The organism is Bacillus sp. GS3m_15504 (assembly GCF_055825275.1).
Window position 1 is genome coordinate 3,433,599 of sequence record NZ_JBVVNL010000001.1, and the last position, 17,377, is coordinate 3,450,975.

A 17,377-nucleotide genomic window follows, 5' to 3' on the forward strand; every position below is an offset into this window, starting at 1 on the left:
GGAGATTTTAAAAATGGCAGAATTTAAAGAGCAAGTATTAGATATTTTAGAAGAAGTATGTGAAAACGATATTGTAAAAGAAAACTTAGATGTTCAATTATTTGAAGAAGGTATTCTTGATTCTTTCGCTGTAGTATCTTTATTAGTTGAATTCCAAGAGCGTTTAGATATTGAAGTTTCTATTTCTGATTTTGATCGTGACGAGTGGGCTACTCCAAACATGGTTATTAAGAAGTTGGAAGAAATCCGATGAACAAAGCAAAATTTGGTCCGATGCTTTTAGCATTGGCCCTTTTTGCTGTATTCCTACTTATTCCGACGCGCTTTCTACTCCCGCTTTTAAGTGACGAGAAAGTAGAACAAGCTGCAACTTCTTTAAAAGAAGAAAAGATTCAAAGTATGATTTTACAGCAAAAGATGTTAGCAGACCCGAAATACCTTCCGATGTACGGTTCATCGGAATTCGCACGTATGGATGCTTTCCATCCATCGAATTATTTCAAAGTAAAACCTGAAGGATTCACACCATTCCTACTTGGACGCGGTGGAACACAAGACCTTGTACATGTGTTAAATTTTGCATCTACAATGGATCAATTGAAAGATAAGAAAATGGTATTCGTTCTTTCTCCGCAATGGTTTGTACCACAAGGTATTGATGAAACGCACTTTGCACCTAACTTTTCAAAACAACAAGGTTACCACTTCATTTTCAACGATGATGTAAAACCTGAAATGAAAAAGCAAATTGCAAAACGTTTATTAAACTTTGAAATCGTTAAGAAAGAAACTTTATTAAAAATTTCGCTTGAAGGTATCGCCTACGATGATACGAAGTATAAAGTAAAAGCACTTGCTGCTAAACCTTTCGCTTATATTTACCGTAACGTTTTAGATCGTAAAGATTTATTTACAGCAATGTTTAATATTAAACCGCATAAAGAAAAACTTGATCCTTCATTAAAACAAATGAACTGGGATGAAGCTCGTAAACATGCAGATCAAACAGGTGCAGCAGAATCTGGATCGAACGAATATGGTATCGAAGATGGTTACTTTAATAGCAAAATTAAAAAGAAATTAAAGCAACGTGAAGGCTACTTAAAAAATGATGCTTATGATCAGTCGCCAGAATATGAAGATTTACAAATTGTACTTGATCTATTAAAACAATCTGGTGCAAAACCACTCTTCATTTCTGTTCCTGTAAAAGGGCCTTGGTACGATTACGCTGGCTTCCCGAAAGAACGACGCGAATTGTACTATAAGAAAGTTCATGAGCAAATTGAGAAAGCTGGCTATCCAATTGCCGACTTCTCAAATCATGAGTATGATAAATACTTCTTAAAAGATCATATGCACTTAGGTTGGAAAGGCTGGGTTTATATCGATGAGGCCATCCAACAATTTTATAAAGCAAACTAATGAAAAGACCGCTTGAATTATTCAAGTGGTCTTTTTCTATATACATTCTGTAATTGTTCGATTACGTTATTTGCTTCTTCCATAACTCGCTCCACTACATGCTGAGCTGATTCTATTCGTGCTAATGACGACGCTTGTCCCGCCCAAAGCGACATATATTCTCCATTATTTTGTTTTGCTGCTTCTTGGCGTATTTTAGAAGTTAATACATTTTGCACCGGATACATCGGAAGCCCTTCTTCTTTCCCTTCATGCTTTTCTATAAATTCATTACGAATACCGCGTGCATATTTCCCGGAAAACGCCCGAGTTACAGTTGTGCTCGTATCTGTACTATGTAAAACTGCTTCTTTATACACATCATGCGTAATACTTTCTTCACTCGTTAAAAAGGCTGATCCCATTTGAACAGCTTCTGCCCCCAGTGTAAATGCAGCAACAAGCCCTTGTCCGTTCATTACACCACCTGCTGCAACAATCGGGATATGCGGAACTGCTGCTACTAGCTGCGGAATTAATGCAAACATACCAATCATAGCGTCCTGTTCTTTCCCGATAAACGTTCCTCTATGCCCTCCTGCCTCGCTACCTTGACCGACAATAATGTCTACTCCTAATTCAGCAAGCACTTTCGCCTCTGCCACATGAGTAGCTGTGCCGATGACTTTTATTCCACTTCTTTTCAAATCATTTATCTCTTCTTTTTCTAACGTTTGAAACGCAAAGCTAACGACTGGTACTTTTTCTTCTAATAACACTTGTAATTGTTCTTTATAACTTTTTGGAAGCTTTAACTGCTCTTCTTCCTCTATACCGAATTCTCTATTCACTCCGCTAAGTAATCCCTTTGCCAAGTTTATCTTCTCTTCTTCTATCTGTACCTCTTTCGTTAAAAGTAAATTAACACCGAAGGGCTTATCTGTTAGCTCCCTTATTGTATAAATTGCTTCACGAATTTGTTCTGGGCTCATATAGCCTGCTCCAAGAGTACCTAATCCTCCGCTATTACTTACAGCTGCAACAAGTTTTGGCGTCGTAATCGCACCCGCCATACCTGCTTGAATAATGGGATACTTAATTTGTAATGTATCTATAACTCGACTTGTAAACATCATTTTCCCTCCTATTCCCCTTATATCTTCTTTATTTGACAAGCTTTTCCCTTCTTTTACAAGGGTTGAACTCCCTCTCAAGCGAATATATTGAAAGAGAAGGAGGCTGAAAACAATGATATATCCAAATGCATTACAACAAGGTGATACAGTAATGATTATTGCACCGTCCGGCCCACCAACAATTGAAAATGTATTAAAAGGTGTAAAGGCATTACAAGAAATAGGTTTATCTGTAGTAATCGGGAAGAGTGTTTATGAGAAATATGGATATTTAGCTGGAAGGGATCAAGTCCGGCTTGATGATATACATGAAGCATTTTCAAATCATGAAGTAAAGGCCGTTTTCTGTGCACGAGGTGGTTACGGTAGCGCTCGTCTCCTCCCTCACATTCAATATGAAATCATTCGGCAAAATCCAAAAATCTTTTGGGGATATAGCGATATTACAGCTTTACATACTGCCTTTTCACGTTATGCAAAGCTTATTACTTTTCATGGCCCAATGGTTGAAGAATTAGGGAAAGGTATAGATTCTCTTTCTTTATCTTCTTTCAACCAACTATTTCATCCGTATTCAACCATTTTATCTGCGTCAGAATGTATCGTACCTAGCTCTTCCCGTACAATTACAGGTCAATTAGTTGGAGGGAATTTAGCAGTGCTAACGAGCATAATTGGCTCACACTACGAGGTACATACAGCCAATAAACTTTTATTACTTGAAGACATTGGGGAAGAACCGTATCGCGTTGATCGTATGTTAAATCAACTACTCTTATCTGGAAAGTTCAATGAATGCAGTGGTGTTATTTTTACAAGCTGTCACGACTGTACTCCTTCTAAACCATCTCAATCATTGCAAACGATACTATATGAATATTTCGCACCGTATCATATACCTGTCCTATTCGGTTTACCGATTGGACATATAAGCCCAAACATTGGAATTCCTCTTGGAGCTACAGCTACAATAAGTACACATAATAAAACACTCTCTATTTCTTCTGGCGTAGCCACCCCGTGTTCAAATTAAAAAGGAAAAGCGATTACGCTTTTCCTTTTATTTATAATAGTTAAAAATTCGTCCAGATGCGATATCTGCAATTTCTTCGGGAATAAATGTTTTACTTATATCAGTACCGACATTTAATACGGCTGTGGCATCTTTCTCAATGCTACCAAATAATTCTTTCCCACGTATCGTAATAAGGGGCGTTCCTTCTGGCAACACATCTTTTACAAATTCCATTTGTGTAAAGAACGGAACGATCCATCTACCATCTCCTTGGAAATGACGCAAACGAAGTATCCCTTCTGTTGCCCCTTCCTCTGCTTCTAGTGAGCCAGCAACATAAAACTCAGTAGATAAGAGCAATTCATAAAATTCCTTTTGCTTTTGTTTGTCATCCCCTGCTACAACAAGTACTTCTTCTATTCTCTTTACCGGAATTTGCTCCATATGATGCCACCCCTATTTTCAAAATGATTGTACTTAAATTATACGAAATATTCTTATTTTTTTCTACATAATTCGCAATTATTTTCTTAAAATAATTTTAATGCTTCTTTTGTCGTCACAATCGTAGCAAACTCTTCATGTAAATTTACAAGTGTCATATTGTGAATATCTTCTGCACTATACTCTTTACCATCTAGACCTTTACGATTAAAAGTAGCCGTCGCATCACGCACTACGTACGTTGTAAATCCTAAATTACCTGCCATTCGTGTCGTAGTCTCCACACAGTGATTTGTCGTTAATCCTACAATCACTACTGCATTACATTTGTTTTCTCTTAATTGCTCTTCTAAATTTGTTCCAATGAACGCGCTGTTAACGGTTTTCTGAATAACCACTTCACCTGGTAGTGGTTGCAACTCTTCTTTAAAGTTAACCGTTTCTGCTCCTTCCCAAAACATCGACTGATCATTTTCTTTATTTACATGTTGAATATGAAAAACTGGTCGTTTCCTTTTTCTCCATTCTTCTAATAACATTCTCATGTTTTCTTCAGCCAAAAGATTATTTCTCTCACCCCAGTATGGTAATTGAAACGCCTTTTGTACATCAATTATAATAAGTGCTATTTGATTATTCATCATTTTCTCCTTCTTTCGGCTGTAATTGAAATAGAAAACCAAGTTGTTGTGACGCAGTAATAAAACAAATATAAGCGCAAAGCTCTACAATTTCTTTTTCCGTCCAATATTGTTTCAATACATGAAACATAGTATCATCTATCGCCTTTTTGTCATGAATACATGTATGCGCAAAAGTTACTGCTACACCAATTTCTTCTACCTTTTGCATATCATCAGGCCTTCCTTTTGCCATACAGTACGGGCATTCATTCCCGTACGCTAATGTTCTTCTCACTTGTTCCTTTAACTCTGCTGAAAGAGTTCCTTTATTGTACAGTGTATTTTCTAATGTACTCCACGAATGTAATATTTCCGGATTATGACCTAATAACTTTTGAAACTTTGTATCTCCTACATTTGATAATGAAATTCTCTCCATTATTTCTCCTCCTATTCCCTTCAGTTTTATTGTAAAATAAATAAAGTTCTCTTTACATTTCATATGAATCTTAATTTATATTTTTCCTTTACAAAAATTATCATTTTACTGGAGGTATATTTACAAATGCAACTAGACCGTGTTGATCGAAAAATTTTAAATGAATTATATAATGATAGTCGCCTTTCTATGCGTGAATTGGCGAAACGAGTAAACTTATCTGCTCCGTCTACTGCAGAACGTGTTCGTAAACTCGAAAGTGAAGGCGTGATCCAAAAATACACAATCGATATCGATTATAAAAAAGCAGGACTTGTTTTAGATTGTATTTTAGAAATCACTTTAAAAAATGGTGATACAACACGTATGCAACAGTTTATTCAGTCCTATCCATCTGCAAGTTTTTGTTACCGAGTAACAGGGAGTTTATGCTACATTGTAAAAATCTCTGTTCCTTCACTTGTTGAACTTGAAGAATTTATTAATGATGTTTCTTCATACGCGACGACTGTTTCTCATATCGTATTATCAGAAATATCTCTTACTCCTGATATCGAACATATCTTTCCAGAAGATTAATTAATTTTTATTCATAAAATATATAAAAACCCCTTACAATAAGAATAAAAATAATATATTATGTATTAAAATACATAAAGTTCGAGAAAGGGGCTTTACATTGAAAATCTGGTTTTATGAAAAAACGGCGCAATTAGATGACTTGCTTGGCATTTGGGACAATGTTCCGACTATCCCTCGAATTGGTGAAAAAGTTGAGATTTTAAAAACAGTCCGCACTGTTACAGATATTAAATATGTAAAGAACGGCAATAATTTCCGTGTGGAAATTATTACAAATTAAAAAGTAGCTCCTAAGGAGCTACTTTTTTAATTATCTATCATGCGCTTTCTTTATAACGATTTTATCTTCTTCTACAGATACTGTTACATAGTCATTTTCTTCTAACCGGAGCTTATTTACAGCCTCATCTGGTAGTTCTACAGCCATCAATCTATCTGTTACAATCACTTGACTATACACTTCATTTCCTTGTGATGCACTCACTACTTTTTCCTCATTTATAAAGCGCACTGGTGGCACACCCACTTCTTTTACTGTGCGCCATTGTTTCCAGACGTAAGGAATTAACCAAAGTAATCCAACAACTGTAAGAACGATACCGATCCATAAATTACTTTGTGCTTGTAATTCAGGAATTGAAATTGCGCTACTCTCTTCTCCGCCAACAAATTGCATACTTGTTGCAATGAAATTATTTAGAGCGTGTACAGCGATATTCGTCCATATATTTTGTGTCTTTATGTATAAAAGACACATAACAACACCAAACATGAACGCACCAATAACATCAAAATGTCCTAAGCCAAAAATAACGGAAGATATAATGACAGCTTTTTTAATCCCCCATTTATAAGCCATTCGCTGTAAAAAGAAGCCTCTAAAAATAACCTCTTCCATAATTGGTGCTAATACACATGCTGAAACGAAAGTAAATATCGTCATATATATGTTACTCGTATTAATAACATTTCCGTCTTCTAACATAGTAACTAAGAAATTCGGTAACGTATGTGCTAATATGTAAAATTGAATATGAGATATACCGACTGAAAAAATCATTCCCATTATCGTTGCTAATACAATTAATCCCCACGGTAAACGTCCTGGCTTATCAAAAAAACTATTAAATACAACATTATTTTTATTGGTTTTTACGTATAACCAAAATAATGGAAATACAAAAAACACAGTTATTTGTGAAATAACCTCCATCGTATTCTCAGAAACATTTGATAGACTTAATGGGATCATCGTAAGGAACAACCCTATAATCATCCATCCAAAAAAGCTACGTAGCCTTATACGTGAAAATGCATAATGCATATAGAACACCTCCAAAGATAGTAAAAGTAAATGGTCGGATAACTACATTATAATATGAATATAGTTGAAACTCTTCCTATTTTTCTCAATTACTTTCAAACAACATATCTCTTAAAATACTATATTACTGCTCTTCAAGTTGCACTACCTGAGCAAGTTATGTAATAAAAATCCCCGTTTTTACAAGCGGGGATTTCTTTTATTATAATACGTCACGTTTTTGGAATAATGCACTTGATGCTATAAGTAATACAACAATATACGTAATCACAAGTAATAATGAAGTTGTAAACGTAAATTCTGTGAATGGTGGTTCTGCACCACGATTAATTAATTTATTGCCATCGTAAACATTTAAATTTAAATGGAACAACACAACAAATTTTGCGGAGCCTTTTGCAAGCATCATAAGCATCATCTTAATTGGCTGTTGTAGGAAAAAGAAGAACAATGTAATAATTAATGGCAATACAGATTTTCTAAATACATTTGCTAAGAAAAATGCAAGCGTCGCAAAGAAGAACGGTGAAAGTACTTGGTATAAAATAGATTTCATTACGATTCCTACCGTTAATTCTGTTTTACTACCATCCATTACAATTCCGCCAATAATCATAGCAATTAACGTGCTAGCAAATATGATAAATACTATAGTAAGTAACACTGTAATATATTTAGAGAATAAAACTGTCATTCGTTTTCTTGGACGGATTAATAACTGCTTAATTGTACCTTTTTGAAACTCATCCGTAATCATACGAGAAGCAATTGTAATTCCAAATATCGTTGTAAACAAAGTAATTAAACCAATATCTGAACTTGCAAAATCTAAATATGATCCTTTAAATTCAGTTCCTTCTCCCCATTTCAACATCACTAAAACTCCCAAAATCTCCAATACTGCAATAACACCAATTAAAATATACATTCCTTTTTTCGCATGCAGCTTTAAAAATTCATTTTGAATTAATTTAAACATTACGCTTTCACTCCCCCTGTAATCGCTAAGAACTCATCCTCTAACGTTTTATTTTGAACAGTAACTCCGTATACAAGCACATCGTCATTCACAAGTTTCTTTACAAGTTGTGGAATTTCTTCTTTCGTTACAGATACTACAATGACATTTCTTTGTGCCTTCCCTTTAATGATTTCATTTGCTTTCTGTACTTGATCTACTTCAAACGCTACAACTACTGTCTCATCATGTTTTGCTTGTTCATGTAAGTTGTACTCTTGTACAAACTCACCTTGCTTAATAATAACGACGCGATCACACATGAGTTCAATTTCACTTAATAAGTGACTTGATACGATTACAGCAATATTCTCTTCTTTCGCTAAACGTTGTAAATAATCACGAATTTGACGAATACCAGCTGGATCTAATCCATTTGTCGGTTCATCTAAAATTAAAATTTTCGGCTGATGAAGTAATGCCTGTGCAATTCCTAAACGTTGTTTCATACCAAGTGAATATGTTTTCACCTTTTTATGAATCGCATGCTCTAATTCAACCAGTTTTACAATTTCAGCAATGCGCTCTTTACTAATTGGTGTAATTGCCATGTTCGCAAAATGATTTAAGTTTTGCATTCCTGTCATATAATCATATAGTTCAGGATTTTCTACAATCGCTCCAATTTGCTCTAGCGCCTTTTCACGCTCCGTGCGAATACTATGACCGCAAATTGTAATATCGCCCTCTGTCATTGAAATAAGACCTGTCATCATACGGATCGTCGTTGTCTTACCGCTACCGTTTGGTCCAAGGAACCCGTATACTTCCCCTTCACGAACTTCAAATGATAAACCGCGAATAATTTCCGTTCCACCAATCTTTTTTCGAACATTCTCTAACTTTACTACTACGTTTCCCAATGTCGATTCCTCCTTTAAACTTCTAGTTTTTTATCGATTATATAAGCAATTACATATACGATTAGAGCACTAACAATTACCATAAAACTTATATTAAAAATGTTTAATCCATTTTCTTGAAACATATCAATAAACAGACCTTTACTTTCACTACGATATTCTTCTCTTCGCAATCCTTGGAAAGCTGGGGCTAATTTCCCTAGCAATGTTGTCACTAAAGTAATCGCTATACTTACAATTAGAGAAATAATAACAATTAATATTTTTTGTATCTTTTTCTTCTTAGTAAGCAATTTAACTAGAGTAACTACTAAGAAAATTTGTAACACCGCAAATAAAAATTCAAACAAATCACTCATTGTATATATTAAATTCTTTACTATACCTGCTTGCATAATTTCTTGTGCATCTATATATACATACGTCGTAGGAAATGCTAATACATAACCTACATAGAAAAGAATTCCACATATGCCATACCATATAGCCATTACGATAAAAAAGAAGATAAGGATAGAAAAAACATACTGTTTCCCAGATATCGCTGCAACCCGTAACAATGGATTTGTTAGTAAACGTGAACATGACTTCATCGTTTGTAAAAACATATACAACACATAAAACATGAAGATCATAATAATAAATCCGAATATCGCTTCTTGTTTCACAACAGCTGTCTCATTCTTTTTTACAATCATTTGTGAAAATAAAATCGCTTCAAGTAACACAAAAATTAAAAAAGTAACAATATATTTTTTCTTATTCACATTCCATAAATAAGAAAGTAACGACTTCACTTACTAAACACCTCCTTAAACAATTCATGAACTGCTTTTCCTCTCTGAAAACGGAGGTCTTCTACATTCTCATATAGTACAATTTCTCCATCTTTTAAAAAGATCACTTCATCAAAAATATTTTCGATTTCATTTATTAGATGGGTTGAAATTAACATTGTACAATCTTCTCTATAAAATTGTAATATTAAATCTAATACATGTTCTCTAGAAACAAGATCAATCCCGCCAAGCGGCTCATCTAGTACATATAATTTCGCCCTCCGAGAAAAAGTTAAAATGATTTGAAGCTTTTCAACCATCCCTTTTGATAATGCTGTAATTCTCTCTTCCAGTGGTATTTTAAATTCTACTATCGTATCTACCGCTTTTTGAATATCAAAGTCCTTATAAAAGTCTCGGTAGAAAAATAAAGAATCTTTTACAGTCATCCACTCATCAAATACTGACTTATCAGACATAAAAGAAACAATTTCTTTCGTTTCTAATCCTACCTTTTTACCAACGATTGTAATGCTACCTTCAGAAGGATGCTGTAAGCCTGCAATCATTTTCAATAACGTTGTTTTCCCGCTCCCGTTATCTCCAACAAGCCCTATAATTTTCCCTTCAGTAATCTCTATGTTTAATTCACGGATCACAGCTTTCAATCCGTACCTCTTCCATAAGTTTTCTATTTTTAATAACTCTGTCATTCGCTCTCCTCCCTTTTCTCATGTAATGAAGAACGCAGAATTGTAAGAATTTCTTCTTCTGAAAAACCTAAATTGTCCATTCCATCTATAAAAGAGTGAAGTAATTCTTTCGCCATCTCTTTTCGCAGCTCCATAATTTTCTCCCCTTCATTCGTTACATATCGTCCCATTCCTCTACGCGTTACAACAACTCCATCTCGTTCTAGCTCTTGAAATGTACGCTGAATCGTATTTGGATTTACTTGTAATTCACTCGCTAATTCACGTACAGAAGGAATTTTATCACCAGGCAATAAATGTCCTGTTACGATTTCTTTTTTTATGTATTCCATTACCTGAATGTAAATTGGTGTATTTGGAGAAAACTCTATTTTCATTTCTTCCCTCCTTTTGTATCGGTGTACTAGTTAAATAATACACCGATACAAAAGGATTGTAAATACCCATTTACTTACAAAAAGATTCTATCCGTTAGCTGGATAGAATCTTTCAAACAGAAATCGTTATATGAAAATAATAGTGTTATGTAAACAAAATCATAAAGAAAAGCTGTCTTATCAATGAATAAGACAGCTTTTCTTTATGATCATATATTAAAAATTAAACACGAAGTCATCATCAGATAACTTTTCAACGTTCGTTGCTTTTACGTAACCATTTCCTTTTACAGAGAAGAAATCATGGTTTTTCGTATCTGTACGTAAACCATTTAAAACGATTGGGTTAATTTCTTCTTCTTCAAACTTCGGCTCAAGTCCTAAGTTCATAAGTCCTTTATTCGCATTGTAACGAACGAAGCGATTTACATCTTCTACAAGACCGATAGAAGTGTAAATTTCTTCTGTGTATGCCATTTCGATTTCATATAGTTCCATTAATAACTCTTGCGTTTCTTTTTGCACTTCTTGTTGATCTTCTGCAGAAAGTTCCGCGAAGATTTGTTGTGCTAAAATACCGACGAATACGCCGTGAATTGACTCATCACGAATTATTAAGTTAATAATCTCACCACTCGCCGTAAGTTTTCCTTGACCAGCTAAGTAAAGTGGATAGAAGAATCCACTATAGAATAAGTAACTTTCTAAGAACACACTTGCTACCATTGCCATGTATAACTCTTTTTTCGTCACTTCAGGTTTTAATAAACGACGATAGTAACTTGTAATAATACCAGCCTTTTTCTCAAGTAACGGATGAGTATCTACCCAGTCAAAAATCTCATCGATTTCTTCTTCAGTAGCTAACGTTGTGAAAATATGACTATAACTCTTCGCATGTACTTCTTCCATAGCACCCATGAAAGCTAATACGCTTTTTGCTTGTAAATTTTCAAGATGAACAAGTACAAGTGGCATCCCTTCGCCGCCTTGTTTCGTATCTAAAAGTGTTAAACCACCTAATACACGCTTATAAGCAATTTGCTCTTCTTTTGATAATTGCACCCAAGTATTTTTGTCAGAAGACACCGCGATTTCTTCTTCTGTCCAAAACTGAGCGATGTTTTGCTTCCAAAACATTAAACTAAAATCATCTTCTTTTTTGTTCCAGTTTACCGCACGCATTCAATCGCCCCTTCTCTAAATAAACATGAAAAATTCATAACTGAGCATGAGCAGGGTTCAGAAAACCCTGCTCATCATGTCTCACTTTTTATATTAAACAGTACAAGCCACACACTCTTCCACGCTTAATTTACGTGTTCTCGTATAATACAGACTCTTTAAGCCTTTTTTATGTGCATAGATGTAGTAACGTGCTAATTCACGTGTTGAAATATCACTATTAACGTAAAGAATTGTACTAATTCCTTGGTCAATATGTTCTTGAATTTCTGCGATTAAATCAATTAATTTAAACTGATTCATATCGTAAGAAGATTTATAGTACCAGAACGTATCTTTTGATAAATACGGCATTGGATAATATGTTGTCGCATTCGCATACGTTCTTGATTCGATTTGACTTACGATAGGCATTACGCTTGAAGTTGCATTTTGAACGTAACTGATTGATTGTGTCGGAGCGATAGCAAGACGATATGAGTTGTATAAACCATTCTTCTGCACTTGCTCTTTTAAACTTGTCCAATCTTCTTTTGTTGGAATATGAATTCCTTCAAATAATTGCTGAACTTTTTCAGTTACTGGGCTGTAATCTGTCGTTTCATACTTTTCAAAGTATGTCCCATTCGCATAATCAGATTTATCGAAGTCTTTAAATGTTTCGCCTTTTTCTTTAGCGATTTCCATACTTTTCTCAATAGAGTAGTAATTTAACATCATAAAGAATGTACGAGCGAACTCTTTCGCTTCTTCACTTTCATAAGCGATTTTATTTTTTGCTAAATATCCGTGTAAGTTCATTGCGCCAAGCCCAACTGAATGAAGCTCATCATTTGCTTTTTTCACAGTTGGTGCATTCGGAATGATCGTCATATCAGAAACAGCTGTTAAAGCTTCCATTCCCGCATGAACTGCTTCACGAATTTCTTTATTTTCCATTACATTTACGATATTTAACGATCCTAAGTTACAGTTAATATCACGACGAATAATGTCATCTGTACCGTAATCGTTAATTTCAGAAGTTTCTTGTAGCTGGAAGATTTCTGTACACAAGTTGGACATCTTCACAGTTCCAATGTCCTTCAATGGATGTTGGTTATTTGCATTTGATTTAAACATTAAGTACGGATAACCAGACTCAAGCTGAATCATAGCAATTTTAATAAGCATATCACGCGCACTAATATCTAGCGGCTTCTTCTTCACTTTTGGATTGCTCATTAATTCATCGTACATTTCATCGATATCAATGTCATCTAAATGCTTTCCGTATTCTTTATATACAGTATAAGGCGCGAAAACATGGAAAGGTTCGTTTTTCTCAGCAAGCTCAAAGAACTTACTTGGAACGATAATTCCGATTGATAGAGACTGAATACGGCTCTTCTCATCGGCATTTATTTTTTTGGTCAACTCGTCTTCATATTTCTATGAAGGTTGGACTATATCATCAACCTGTAACTGGTTGCCTTGCACTTCGACTGGTACCTATTTCCAGCCTACTCTACTAGCTTTCGTCTAATGACGCGCGTTCGATAGTCTCTACACCTTCTTGAAAGTATTGATAATTAGGAAAGTTATTGGATAGTACTCTATATTTTATCGTATTAGCAGGTACATTAAACGCTCGTCCGGCTTCTGCTAAAGACTCATAGTAAATGTCATTTATAACAATTGGCTTTTTTTGTTTTTCTCTACCTGAATTATATTGATTTTTTTGAGCTTTACTTATCTTCATACATGTTTCTTTTGTATGCTTTTTACCTTTACGAGATCTAGACATTTTTTCTTTTGTTTCATCAGTATGTTTTCTACCATGAAATCGTTTAGTAATCTTAGATCTCATATTCTCCAGATGTTGAGGTTTATCATACCAATAATTATTAGGCCCAGTATTAATTTCAGAAAGAAATTTTTTTACTTCCTTTGAGTGGGTTTTCCCATACATATGGTTCTTTTCCCCACTCAGCGCCCCACCTCTAGCGATAGGATGTCCATTGTAGCAATACTGTTTCCCATAATATTGACTTAATAAACTTTGCTCTATCTTATGAAGAATGTCCTTATCATTTGGTAATTCAATTATCCCTTTAAACTCAAATTTATTCTCACCATATAAATTCCAGGCTGCTTGTAAATGTTTACTATGATGCTGATTAGCATTCAATTGATTTCTATGAGTTTTAAATCGCACTTTAAAATTATTAGAACTACCAATATAAAACTTCCTGTTTTCCTTATTAATTATCAAATAAATTCCACAGTTCATGGAATCTCGCCTCCGGTGAATATAAGATTCCACTTCACCCAAGTAATATTTCTTTCAAGCTTGGCACGGTATTACCTGCTATCCACTTGCATGGACCGTAGGCTCTCTTAGTCAGCTTCTTCGCGGGTTCTTTTTCTTTTACCCCTTATTCAACTGATACCGTTAGCCGCTAATGCGACACCCTATTGGTTAGGTTCACAAGGTTTTCTCATACACATTACTGTGTAGAGGGACTACCAATTAATCCAGGAATTCAATAATATCCCAATGGAAAATGTTCAAGTATACTGCGCCAGCACCTTTTCGTTGGCCAAGCTGATTCGCATATGAAAACGAATCTTCAAGTAACTTCATAACAGGTACTACACCACTTGCAGCGTTGTCGATACCTTTAATTTGCTCACCACGTGCGCGTAGCTTAGATAAGTTTAAAGCTACTCCTCCGCCGATTTTTGATAATTGCATTGCAGTATTAATGTTAAAGCCGATTGAATTTAAGCTATCATCCATCTCTAACAAGAAACAAGACACCATTTCTCCTCTTCTGCTTCTTCCCGCATTTAAAAAGGTTGGTGTCGCTGGTTGGTAGTTTTGTTTGACAATCATGCTTGCGAATTGTTTTGCCTTGGCAACATCACCGCGTCCTAAGTATAATGACACAATTGCTACACGATCTTCATAGCTTTCTAAGTATTGTTTTTGATCATTTGTTTTTAACGCATAATCTTTGTAAAACTTAGATGCTGCCATATAAGATTGGAACTCGAAGTTTTCACCATAAGCGATGTTATATACCTCTTCTACTTCCTCCAAGTTATACTCGTCCAGAACGTTGTAATAGTAATCATGTTCTTTCATATACTCCATTCGCTCTGCCACGCTATTAAAATGAACGGTATTCTCTCTAGCTTCTTCCATAAAGACTTCTAATGCCTCTTTATCTTTATGAAGCTGATAAAAACCGTCCTGCATTTGCGTGATTTCATTATTCAGTTCAATGTGTCGCAATCTCCCGCACCCTTTCCTTAAAATATTCTACATCGTTATTTGTTCCTGATAACTCAAATTTTGATACAATAGGCACTTCATATTTAGCAGAAATTTTGTCAGCACTTGCACCGAACATGTCTCCCCAGTTACGATTGCCGCTTGCAGATACGCCTTTTAATTTTTCATTATTGCGCTCTAAAAATTCTAAAACACGTTCTGGTACATTGCCAAAACCTGTTGTATACGTAATTAAAATAAAGTCTTCATCTATTACTAGATCTTCACCAATTTGAACGGCCGGCATATTTAATTTGTGGATGAAACGCTTTACGTTTCCTGTCATAGAATCATATGCAACTAACATTTCCGACCCTCCCTTTTCAATCTATACTCTCTGTATGTTGTTTCTTGATTTCTCTATATATTGTATTACGTTTCAAAATAAGACACAAGATATATGTATAAATTCTTTCTTTTTTTAACTTTTACTTTTCGACAAGACCGTCGATTTTTTTCAATACAATGACTATGAAACAACATTCTAAAACTCATGTCAATAAAGTGCTTTTCAAAAAAGTTGTCAACGAATTTAACCTTATTTTTAAAAAAGTTACCAATATATTTTGTCATAAAACGGCAAATGCTGGAGGAATTTATTTCTCCAGCATCACGCAAAAAAGAACAGACATGAAACGATAATCTGTTCTAAAAAACGATTACATTTATCAATTTTACTTTATTAAATATTATACATATAGTTTCGGTTCGCGTTACATACTAAAAGATAGCTATTATAGAAAAAGATTATTATTATGGAAATTCAACTTATTTATGAAAAGATTATTCAGAGTGCTCAATACGCAAAATATCTTTTACAAATATATGATGCGGATTTTCATCTTTATCAATCATTGTACATACAGGAGCTTCTTCATCAAAGTATACAATCATTCCTTCTATGTACTGATACGTATGTTGAACTTGTACCGTTACTTTAATTTCTACAGCCTCTTCATATGCTCTTTTTATTTTCTGAAGCATTTTTGTGGAACACTTTCTTTTCTCTGGATACATGACCATCCCCATAAATCGGTTGCCAGCTCTATCTTTCCACATATAATCCCAATGCGGTAATATGCTTTGTTTAAAATCGCCCATAAGTCTCCTCCCCTATATTCTTCTAGTTACGAACGTGGCGTTTCTGAATATGTATAAATGACCTGTCCGCCGCGCTGTGCGTTACCAATGAAATGTTTAAAATCTTCTCGATTTACTAAAACTTCTCTGAACGTATAAAATACATCTTTCGTAACAACATACTCCTTTATTTCACCATTTTTCAGCTGATCCAAAATTGTATTTGCTAATTCTTTATCCATGTATTTCACCTCTATGCAATATTTTATTTTATCTTATATTCTATAGGTCAACAACTGTAAAATTATCCAGATGCTATACCTTCATTTCATTTTCATTATTTTTCAAAAGATATCTCTTTAGTATATGTCCACTAAATATCATATACTAACATAGCTACTTCTCTATATCAAACATTTCGACATTCAATTATGCAAAGTTTCACACCGCTATGCTACAATATATGAATAGAACTAGGAGGGATACTATGATTCGGAAAGCAAAAAAGACAGATGCGAAACTGGTAGCACCTTTATTGTATAACGCTCTGCACGAAATTGCTGAAAAAATCACAGGTAGCACAGTTGAGACAGAAGTATTACTAGGACTTGAAACATGGTTCTCAAAAGAGAAAAATCGACTAAGCTATGAAAACTGTTTTGTATATGAGCAAGACGGGGGTGCAGTTGGAGTTATTGTCGCTTATCACGGTAGTGAAGCAACAATGCTTGATGCACCAATTGTACACCACTTAAGAGAATTACATAAAGATGAATCGATTACGTTAGAAAAAGAAGCTGAACTTGATGAATATTACATTGATACTTTATCCGTTTCAAGTGTATATGGCGGAAAAGGAATTGGTTCTAAATTAATTGAAGCTGCTGAAATTTATGCAACTGAAAAGGAGCATGAAAAAATCGCGTTACTTGTTAATTTAGAAAACAAACGTGCCTATTCACTATACGAAAAACTAGGTTATAAAAAAGATCAAATCGTTATGCTTGTAGGTGAACCTTATGCACATCTCGTAAAACCATTGAACATCAAAATTTCTATATCTTAAAAAGAAAGCA

Annotated in this window: 21 protein-coding genes and 2 pseudogenes; 6 read left to right on the forward strand and 17 right to left on the reverse strand. The window is 34.5% G+C overall.

What is annotated here, in order from left to right; translation table 11 throughout:
* Positions 1 to 13: 13 nt before the first annotated feature.
* Positions 14 to 253, forward strand: a complete 240-nt coding sequence (gene dltC / locus AC0L0O_RS18050) for a D-alanine--poly(phosphoribitol) ligase subunit DltC (protein ID WP_000807310.1) — start codon at positions 14 to 16, stop codon at positions 251 to 253.
* A complete protein-coding gene (dltD, locus tag AC0L0O_RS18055; RefSeq protein WP_001984435.1) occupies positions 250 to 1,425 on the forward strand; it encodes a D-alanyl-lipoteichoic acid biosynthesis protein DltD in 1,176 nt (391 codons plus the stop codon). The genes dltC and dltD overlap by 4 nt, the downstream gene beginning before the upstream one ends.
* A 17-nt stretch (positions 1,426 to 1,442) precedes the next feature.
* Here dltD and AC0L0O_RS18060 read toward each other — a convergent pair whose 3' ends face one another.
* A complete protein-coding gene (locus AC0L0O_RS18060; protein WP_038357190.1) occupies positions 1,443 to 2,537 on the reverse strand; it encodes an NAD(P)H-dependent flavin oxidoreductase in 1,095 nt (364 codons plus the stop codon).
* 115 nt (positions 2,538 to 2,652) lie between these two features.
* On the opposite strand from AC0L0O_RS18060, the gene AC0L0O_RS18065 reads away from it, so the two are divergent.
* Positions 2,653 to 3,573, forward strand: a complete 921-nt coding sequence (locus tag AC0L0O_RS18065) for a S66 peptidase family protein (RefSeq protein ID WP_001984485.1) — start codon at positions 2,653 to 2,655, stop codon at positions 3,571 to 3,573.
* Positions 3,574 to 3,600: 27 nt separating this feature from the next.
* On the opposite strand, the gene AC0L0O_RS18070 is transcribed toward AC0L0O_RS18065, so the two are convergent.
* The 3 genes from AC0L0O_RS18070 to AC0L0O_RS18080 all read right to left on the reverse strand — a co-directional run bounded on the left by AC0L0O_RS18070 (position 3,601) and on the right by AC0L0O_RS18080 (position 5,124).
* On the reverse strand, positions 3,601 to 3,999 hold the full coding sequence (locus tag AC0L0O_RS18070; protein ID WP_000435202.1) for an SseB family protein: 399 nt from the start codon (positions 3,997 to 3,999) through the stop codon (positions 3,601 to 3,603).
* Positions 4,000 to 4,085: 86 nt separating this feature from the next.
* A complete protein-coding gene (locus AC0L0O_RS18075; protein WP_001984410.1) occupies positions 4,086 to 4,640 on the reverse strand; it encodes a cysteine hydrolase family protein in 555 nt (184 codons plus the stop codon).
* Entirely contained in the window at positions 4,633 to 5,124 is a 492-nt protein-coding gene (locus tag AC0L0O_RS18080) for a carboxymuconolactone decarboxylase family protein (protein ID WP_131371083.1), read from the reverse strand. The genes AC0L0O_RS18075 and AC0L0O_RS18080 overlap by 8 nt, the downstream gene beginning before the upstream one ends.
* A gap of 63 nt (positions 5,125 to 5,187) precedes the next feature.
* Between AC0L0O_RS18080 and AC0L0O_RS18085 the strand changes: the two genes are divergently transcribed.
* Together AC0L0O_RS18085 and AC0L0O_RS18090 are read left to right on the forward strand one after the other, a co-directional pair.
* The gene (locus AC0L0O_RS18085) at positions 5,188 to 5,640 is read left to right on the forward strand and encodes an Lrp/AsnC family transcriptional regulator (protein WP_001175495.1); all 453 of its coding nucleotides are present in this window, start codon (positions 5,188 to 5,190) and stop codon (positions 5,638 to 5,640) included.
* Positions 5,641 to 5,740: 100 nt separating this feature from the next.
* Positions 5,741 to 5,923 (forward strand): DUF3913 family protein, encoded by a 183-nt coding sequence (locus AC0L0O_RS18090; RefSeq protein WP_000707107.1) that lies wholly within the window; start codon positions 5,741 to 5,743, stop codon positions 5,921 to 5,923.
* 30 nt (positions 5,924 to 5,953) lie between these two features.
* On the opposite strand, the gene AC0L0O_RS18095 is transcribed toward AC0L0O_RS18090, so the two are convergent.
* From AC0L0O_RS18095 to AC0L0O_RS18155, 13 genes and pseudogenes are all read right to left on the reverse strand, one after another.
* On the reverse strand, positions 5,954 to 6,967 hold the full coding sequence (locus tag AC0L0O_RS18095) for a CPBP family intramembrane glutamic endopeptidase (RefSeq protein ID WP_001984426.1): 1,014 nt from the start codon (positions 6,965 to 6,967) through the stop codon (positions 5,954 to 5,956).
* 202 nt (positions 6,968 to 7,169) lie between these two features.
* Positions 7,170 to 7,946 carry an ABC transporter permease gene (locus tag AC0L0O_RS18100; RefSeq protein ID WP_000475450.1) on the reverse strand — a complete coding sequence of 259 codons (777 nt, stop codon included), beginning with the start codon at positions 7,944 to 7,946 and terminating at the stop codon, positions 7,170 to 7,172.
* Positions 7,946 to 8,848, reverse strand: coding sequence for an ABC transporter ATP-binding protein (locus tag AC0L0O_RS18105; protein ID WP_000528804.1), 903 nt, complete (start codon positions 8,846 to 8,848; stop codon positions 7,946 to 7,948). Before AC0L0O_RS18105 ends, AC0L0O_RS18100 begins: the two co-directional genes overlap by 1 nt.
* A gap of 14 nt (positions 8,849 to 8,862) precedes the next feature.
* Entirely contained in the window at positions 8,863 to 9,645 is a 783-nt protein-coding gene (locus AC0L0O_RS18110) for a hypothetical protein (RefSeq protein ID WP_000838772.1), read from the reverse strand.
* The gene (locus tag AC0L0O_RS18115) at positions 9,642 to 10,340 is read right to left on the reverse strand and encodes an ABC transporter ATP-binding protein (protein WP_001984419.1); all 699 of its coding nucleotides are present in this window, start codon (positions 10,338 to 10,340) and stop codon (positions 9,642 to 9,644) included. The genes AC0L0O_RS18110 and AC0L0O_RS18115 overlap by 4 nt, the downstream gene beginning before the upstream one ends.
* Positions 10,337 to 10,717 (reverse strand): GntR family transcriptional regulator, encoded by a 381-nt coding sequence (locus AC0L0O_RS18120; protein ID WP_000687513.1) that lies wholly within the window; start codon positions 10,715 to 10,717, stop codon positions 10,337 to 10,339. The genes AC0L0O_RS18115 and AC0L0O_RS18120 overlap by 4 nt, the downstream gene beginning before the upstream one ends.
* Before the next feature lie 216 nt (positions 10,718 to 10,933).
* Entirely contained in the window at positions 10,934 to 11,902 is a 969-nt protein-coding gene (nrdF, locus tag AC0L0O_RS18125; protein ID WP_001203038.1) for a class 1b ribonucleoside-diphosphate reductase subunit beta, read from the reverse strand.
* Positions 11,903 to 11,995: 93 nt separating this feature from the next.
* Positions 11,996 to 13,315 (reverse strand): annotated as a pseudogene (locus tag AC0L0O_RS18130) (ribonucleoside-diphosphate reductase subunit alpha); the annotation flags it as partial.
* A 97-nt stretch (positions 13,316 to 13,412) separates the two neighbouring features.
* Positions 13,413 to 14,174 carry a group I intron GIY-YIG endonuclease gene (locus tag AC0L0O_RS18135; RefSeq protein ID WP_000995585.1) on the reverse strand — a complete coding sequence of 254 codons (762 nt, stop codon included), beginning with the start codon at positions 14,172 to 14,174 and terminating at the stop codon, positions 13,413 to 13,415.
* A gap of 243 nt (positions 14,175 to 14,417) precedes the next feature.
* Positions 14,418 to 15,182 (reverse strand): annotated as a pseudogene (locus AC0L0O_RS18140) (ribonucleoside-diphosphate reductase subunit alpha); the annotation flags it as partial.
* Positions 15,169 to 15,528 carry a class Ib ribonucleoside-diphosphate reductase assembly flavoprotein NrdI gene (nrdI, locus tag AC0L0O_RS18145; RefSeq protein WP_000959450.1) on the reverse strand — a complete coding sequence of 120 codons (360 nt, stop codon included), beginning with the start codon at positions 15,526 to 15,528 and terminating at the stop codon, positions 15,169 to 15,171. The pseudogene AC0L0O_RS18140 and the gene nrdI, both read right to left, overlap by 14 nt.
* Positions 15,529 to 16,004: 476 nt before the next feature.
* Positions 16,005 to 16,322, reverse strand: coding sequence for a hypothetical protein (locus tag AC0L0O_RS18150; RefSeq protein WP_000502216.1), 318 nt, complete (start codon positions 16,320 to 16,322; stop codon positions 16,005 to 16,007).
* A 26-nt stretch (positions 16,323 to 16,348) separates the two neighbouring features.
* Positions 16,349 to 16,543 (reverse strand): hypothetical protein, encoded by a 195-nt coding sequence (locus tag AC0L0O_RS18155; RefSeq protein WP_000356683.1) that lies wholly within the window; start codon positions 16,541 to 16,543, stop codon positions 16,349 to 16,351.
* A gap of 245 nt (positions 16,544 to 16,788) precedes the next feature.
* Here AC0L0O_RS18155 and AC0L0O_RS18160 point away from each other — a divergent pair, with 245 nt between their 5' ends.
* Positions 16,789 to 17,367, forward strand: coding sequence for a GNAT family N-acetyltransferase (locus tag AC0L0O_RS18160; RefSeq protein ID WP_000619532.1), 579 nt, complete (start codon positions 16,789 to 16,791; stop codon positions 17,365 to 17,367).
* The last annotated feature ends 10 nt before the right edge of the window (positions 17,368 to 17,377 follow it).

Excerpts from the sequence above, each read along its gene's own strand:
- dltC (WP_000807310.1), top strand. The coding sequence starts at position 14 with ATGGCAGAATTTAAAGAGCAAGTATTAGATATTTTAGAAGAAGTATGT.
- dltD (WP_001984435.1), top strand. The coding sequence starts at position 250 with ATGAACAAAGCAAAATTTGGTCCGATGCTTTTAGCATTGGCCCTTTTT.
- AC0L0O_RS18060 (WP_038357190.1), bottom strand. The coding sequence starts at position 2,537 with ATGTTTACAAGTCGAGTTATAGATACATTACAAATTAAGTATCCCATT.
- AC0L0O_RS18065 (WP_001984485.1), top strand. The coding sequence starts at position 2,653 with ATGATATATCCAAATGCATTACAACAAGGTGATACAGTAATGATTATT.
- AC0L0O_RS18070 (WP_000435202.1), bottom strand. The coding sequence starts at position 3,999 with ATGGAGCAAATTCCGGTAAAGAGAATAGAAGAAGTACTTGTTGTAGCA.
- AC0L0O_RS18075 (WP_001984410.1), bottom strand. The coding sequence starts at position 4,640 with ATGAATAATCAAATAGCACTTATTATAATTGATGTACAAAAGGCGTTT.
- AC0L0O_RS18080 (WP_131371083.1), bottom strand. The coding sequence starts at position 5,124 with ATGAAATGTAAAGAGAACTTTATTTATTTTACAATAAAACTGAAGGGA.
- AC0L0O_RS18085 (WP_001175495.1), top strand. The coding sequence starts at position 5,188 with ATGCAACTAGACCGTGTTGATCGAAAAATTTTAAATGAATTATATAAT.
- AC0L0O_RS18095 (WP_001984426.1), bottom strand. The coding sequence starts at position 6,967 with ATGCATTATGCATTTTCACGTATAAGGCTACGTAGCTTTTTTGGATGG.
- AC0L0O_RS18100 (WP_000475450.1), bottom strand. The coding sequence starts at position 7,946 with ATGTTTAAATTAATTCAAAATGAATTTTTAAAGCTGCATGCGAAAAAA.
- AC0L0O_RS18115 (WP_001984419.1), bottom strand. The coding sequence starts at position 10,340 with ATGACAGAGTTATTAAAAATAGAAAACTTATGGAAGAGGTACGGATTG.
- AC0L0O_RS18120 (WP_000687513.1), bottom strand. The coding sequence starts at position 10,717 with ATGAAAATAGAGTTTTCTCCAAATACACCAATTTACATTCAGGTAATG.
- nrdF (WP_001203038.1), bottom strand. The coding sequence starts at position 11,902 with ATGCGTGCGGTAAACTGGAACAAAAAAGAAGATGATTTTAGTTTAATG.
- AC0L0O_RS18135 (WP_000995585.1), bottom strand. The coding sequence starts at position 14,174 with ATGAACTGTGGAATTTATTTGATAATTAATAAGGAAAACAGGAAGTTT.
- nrdI (WP_000959450.1), bottom strand. The coding sequence starts at position 15,528 with ATGTTAGTTGCATATGATTCTATGACAGGAAACGTAAAGCGTTTCATC.
- AC0L0O_RS18150 (WP_000502216.1), bottom strand. The coding sequence starts at position 16,322 with ATGGGCGATTTTAAACAAAGCATATTACCGCATTGGGATTATATGTGG.
- AC0L0O_RS18155 (WP_000356683.1), bottom strand. The coding sequence starts at position 16,543 with ATGGATAAAGAATTAGCAAATACAATTTTGGATCAGCTGAAAAATGGT.
- AC0L0O_RS18160 (WP_000619532.1), top strand. The coding sequence starts at position 16,789 with ATGATTCGGAAAGCAAAAAAGACAGATGCGAAACTGGTAGCACCTTTA.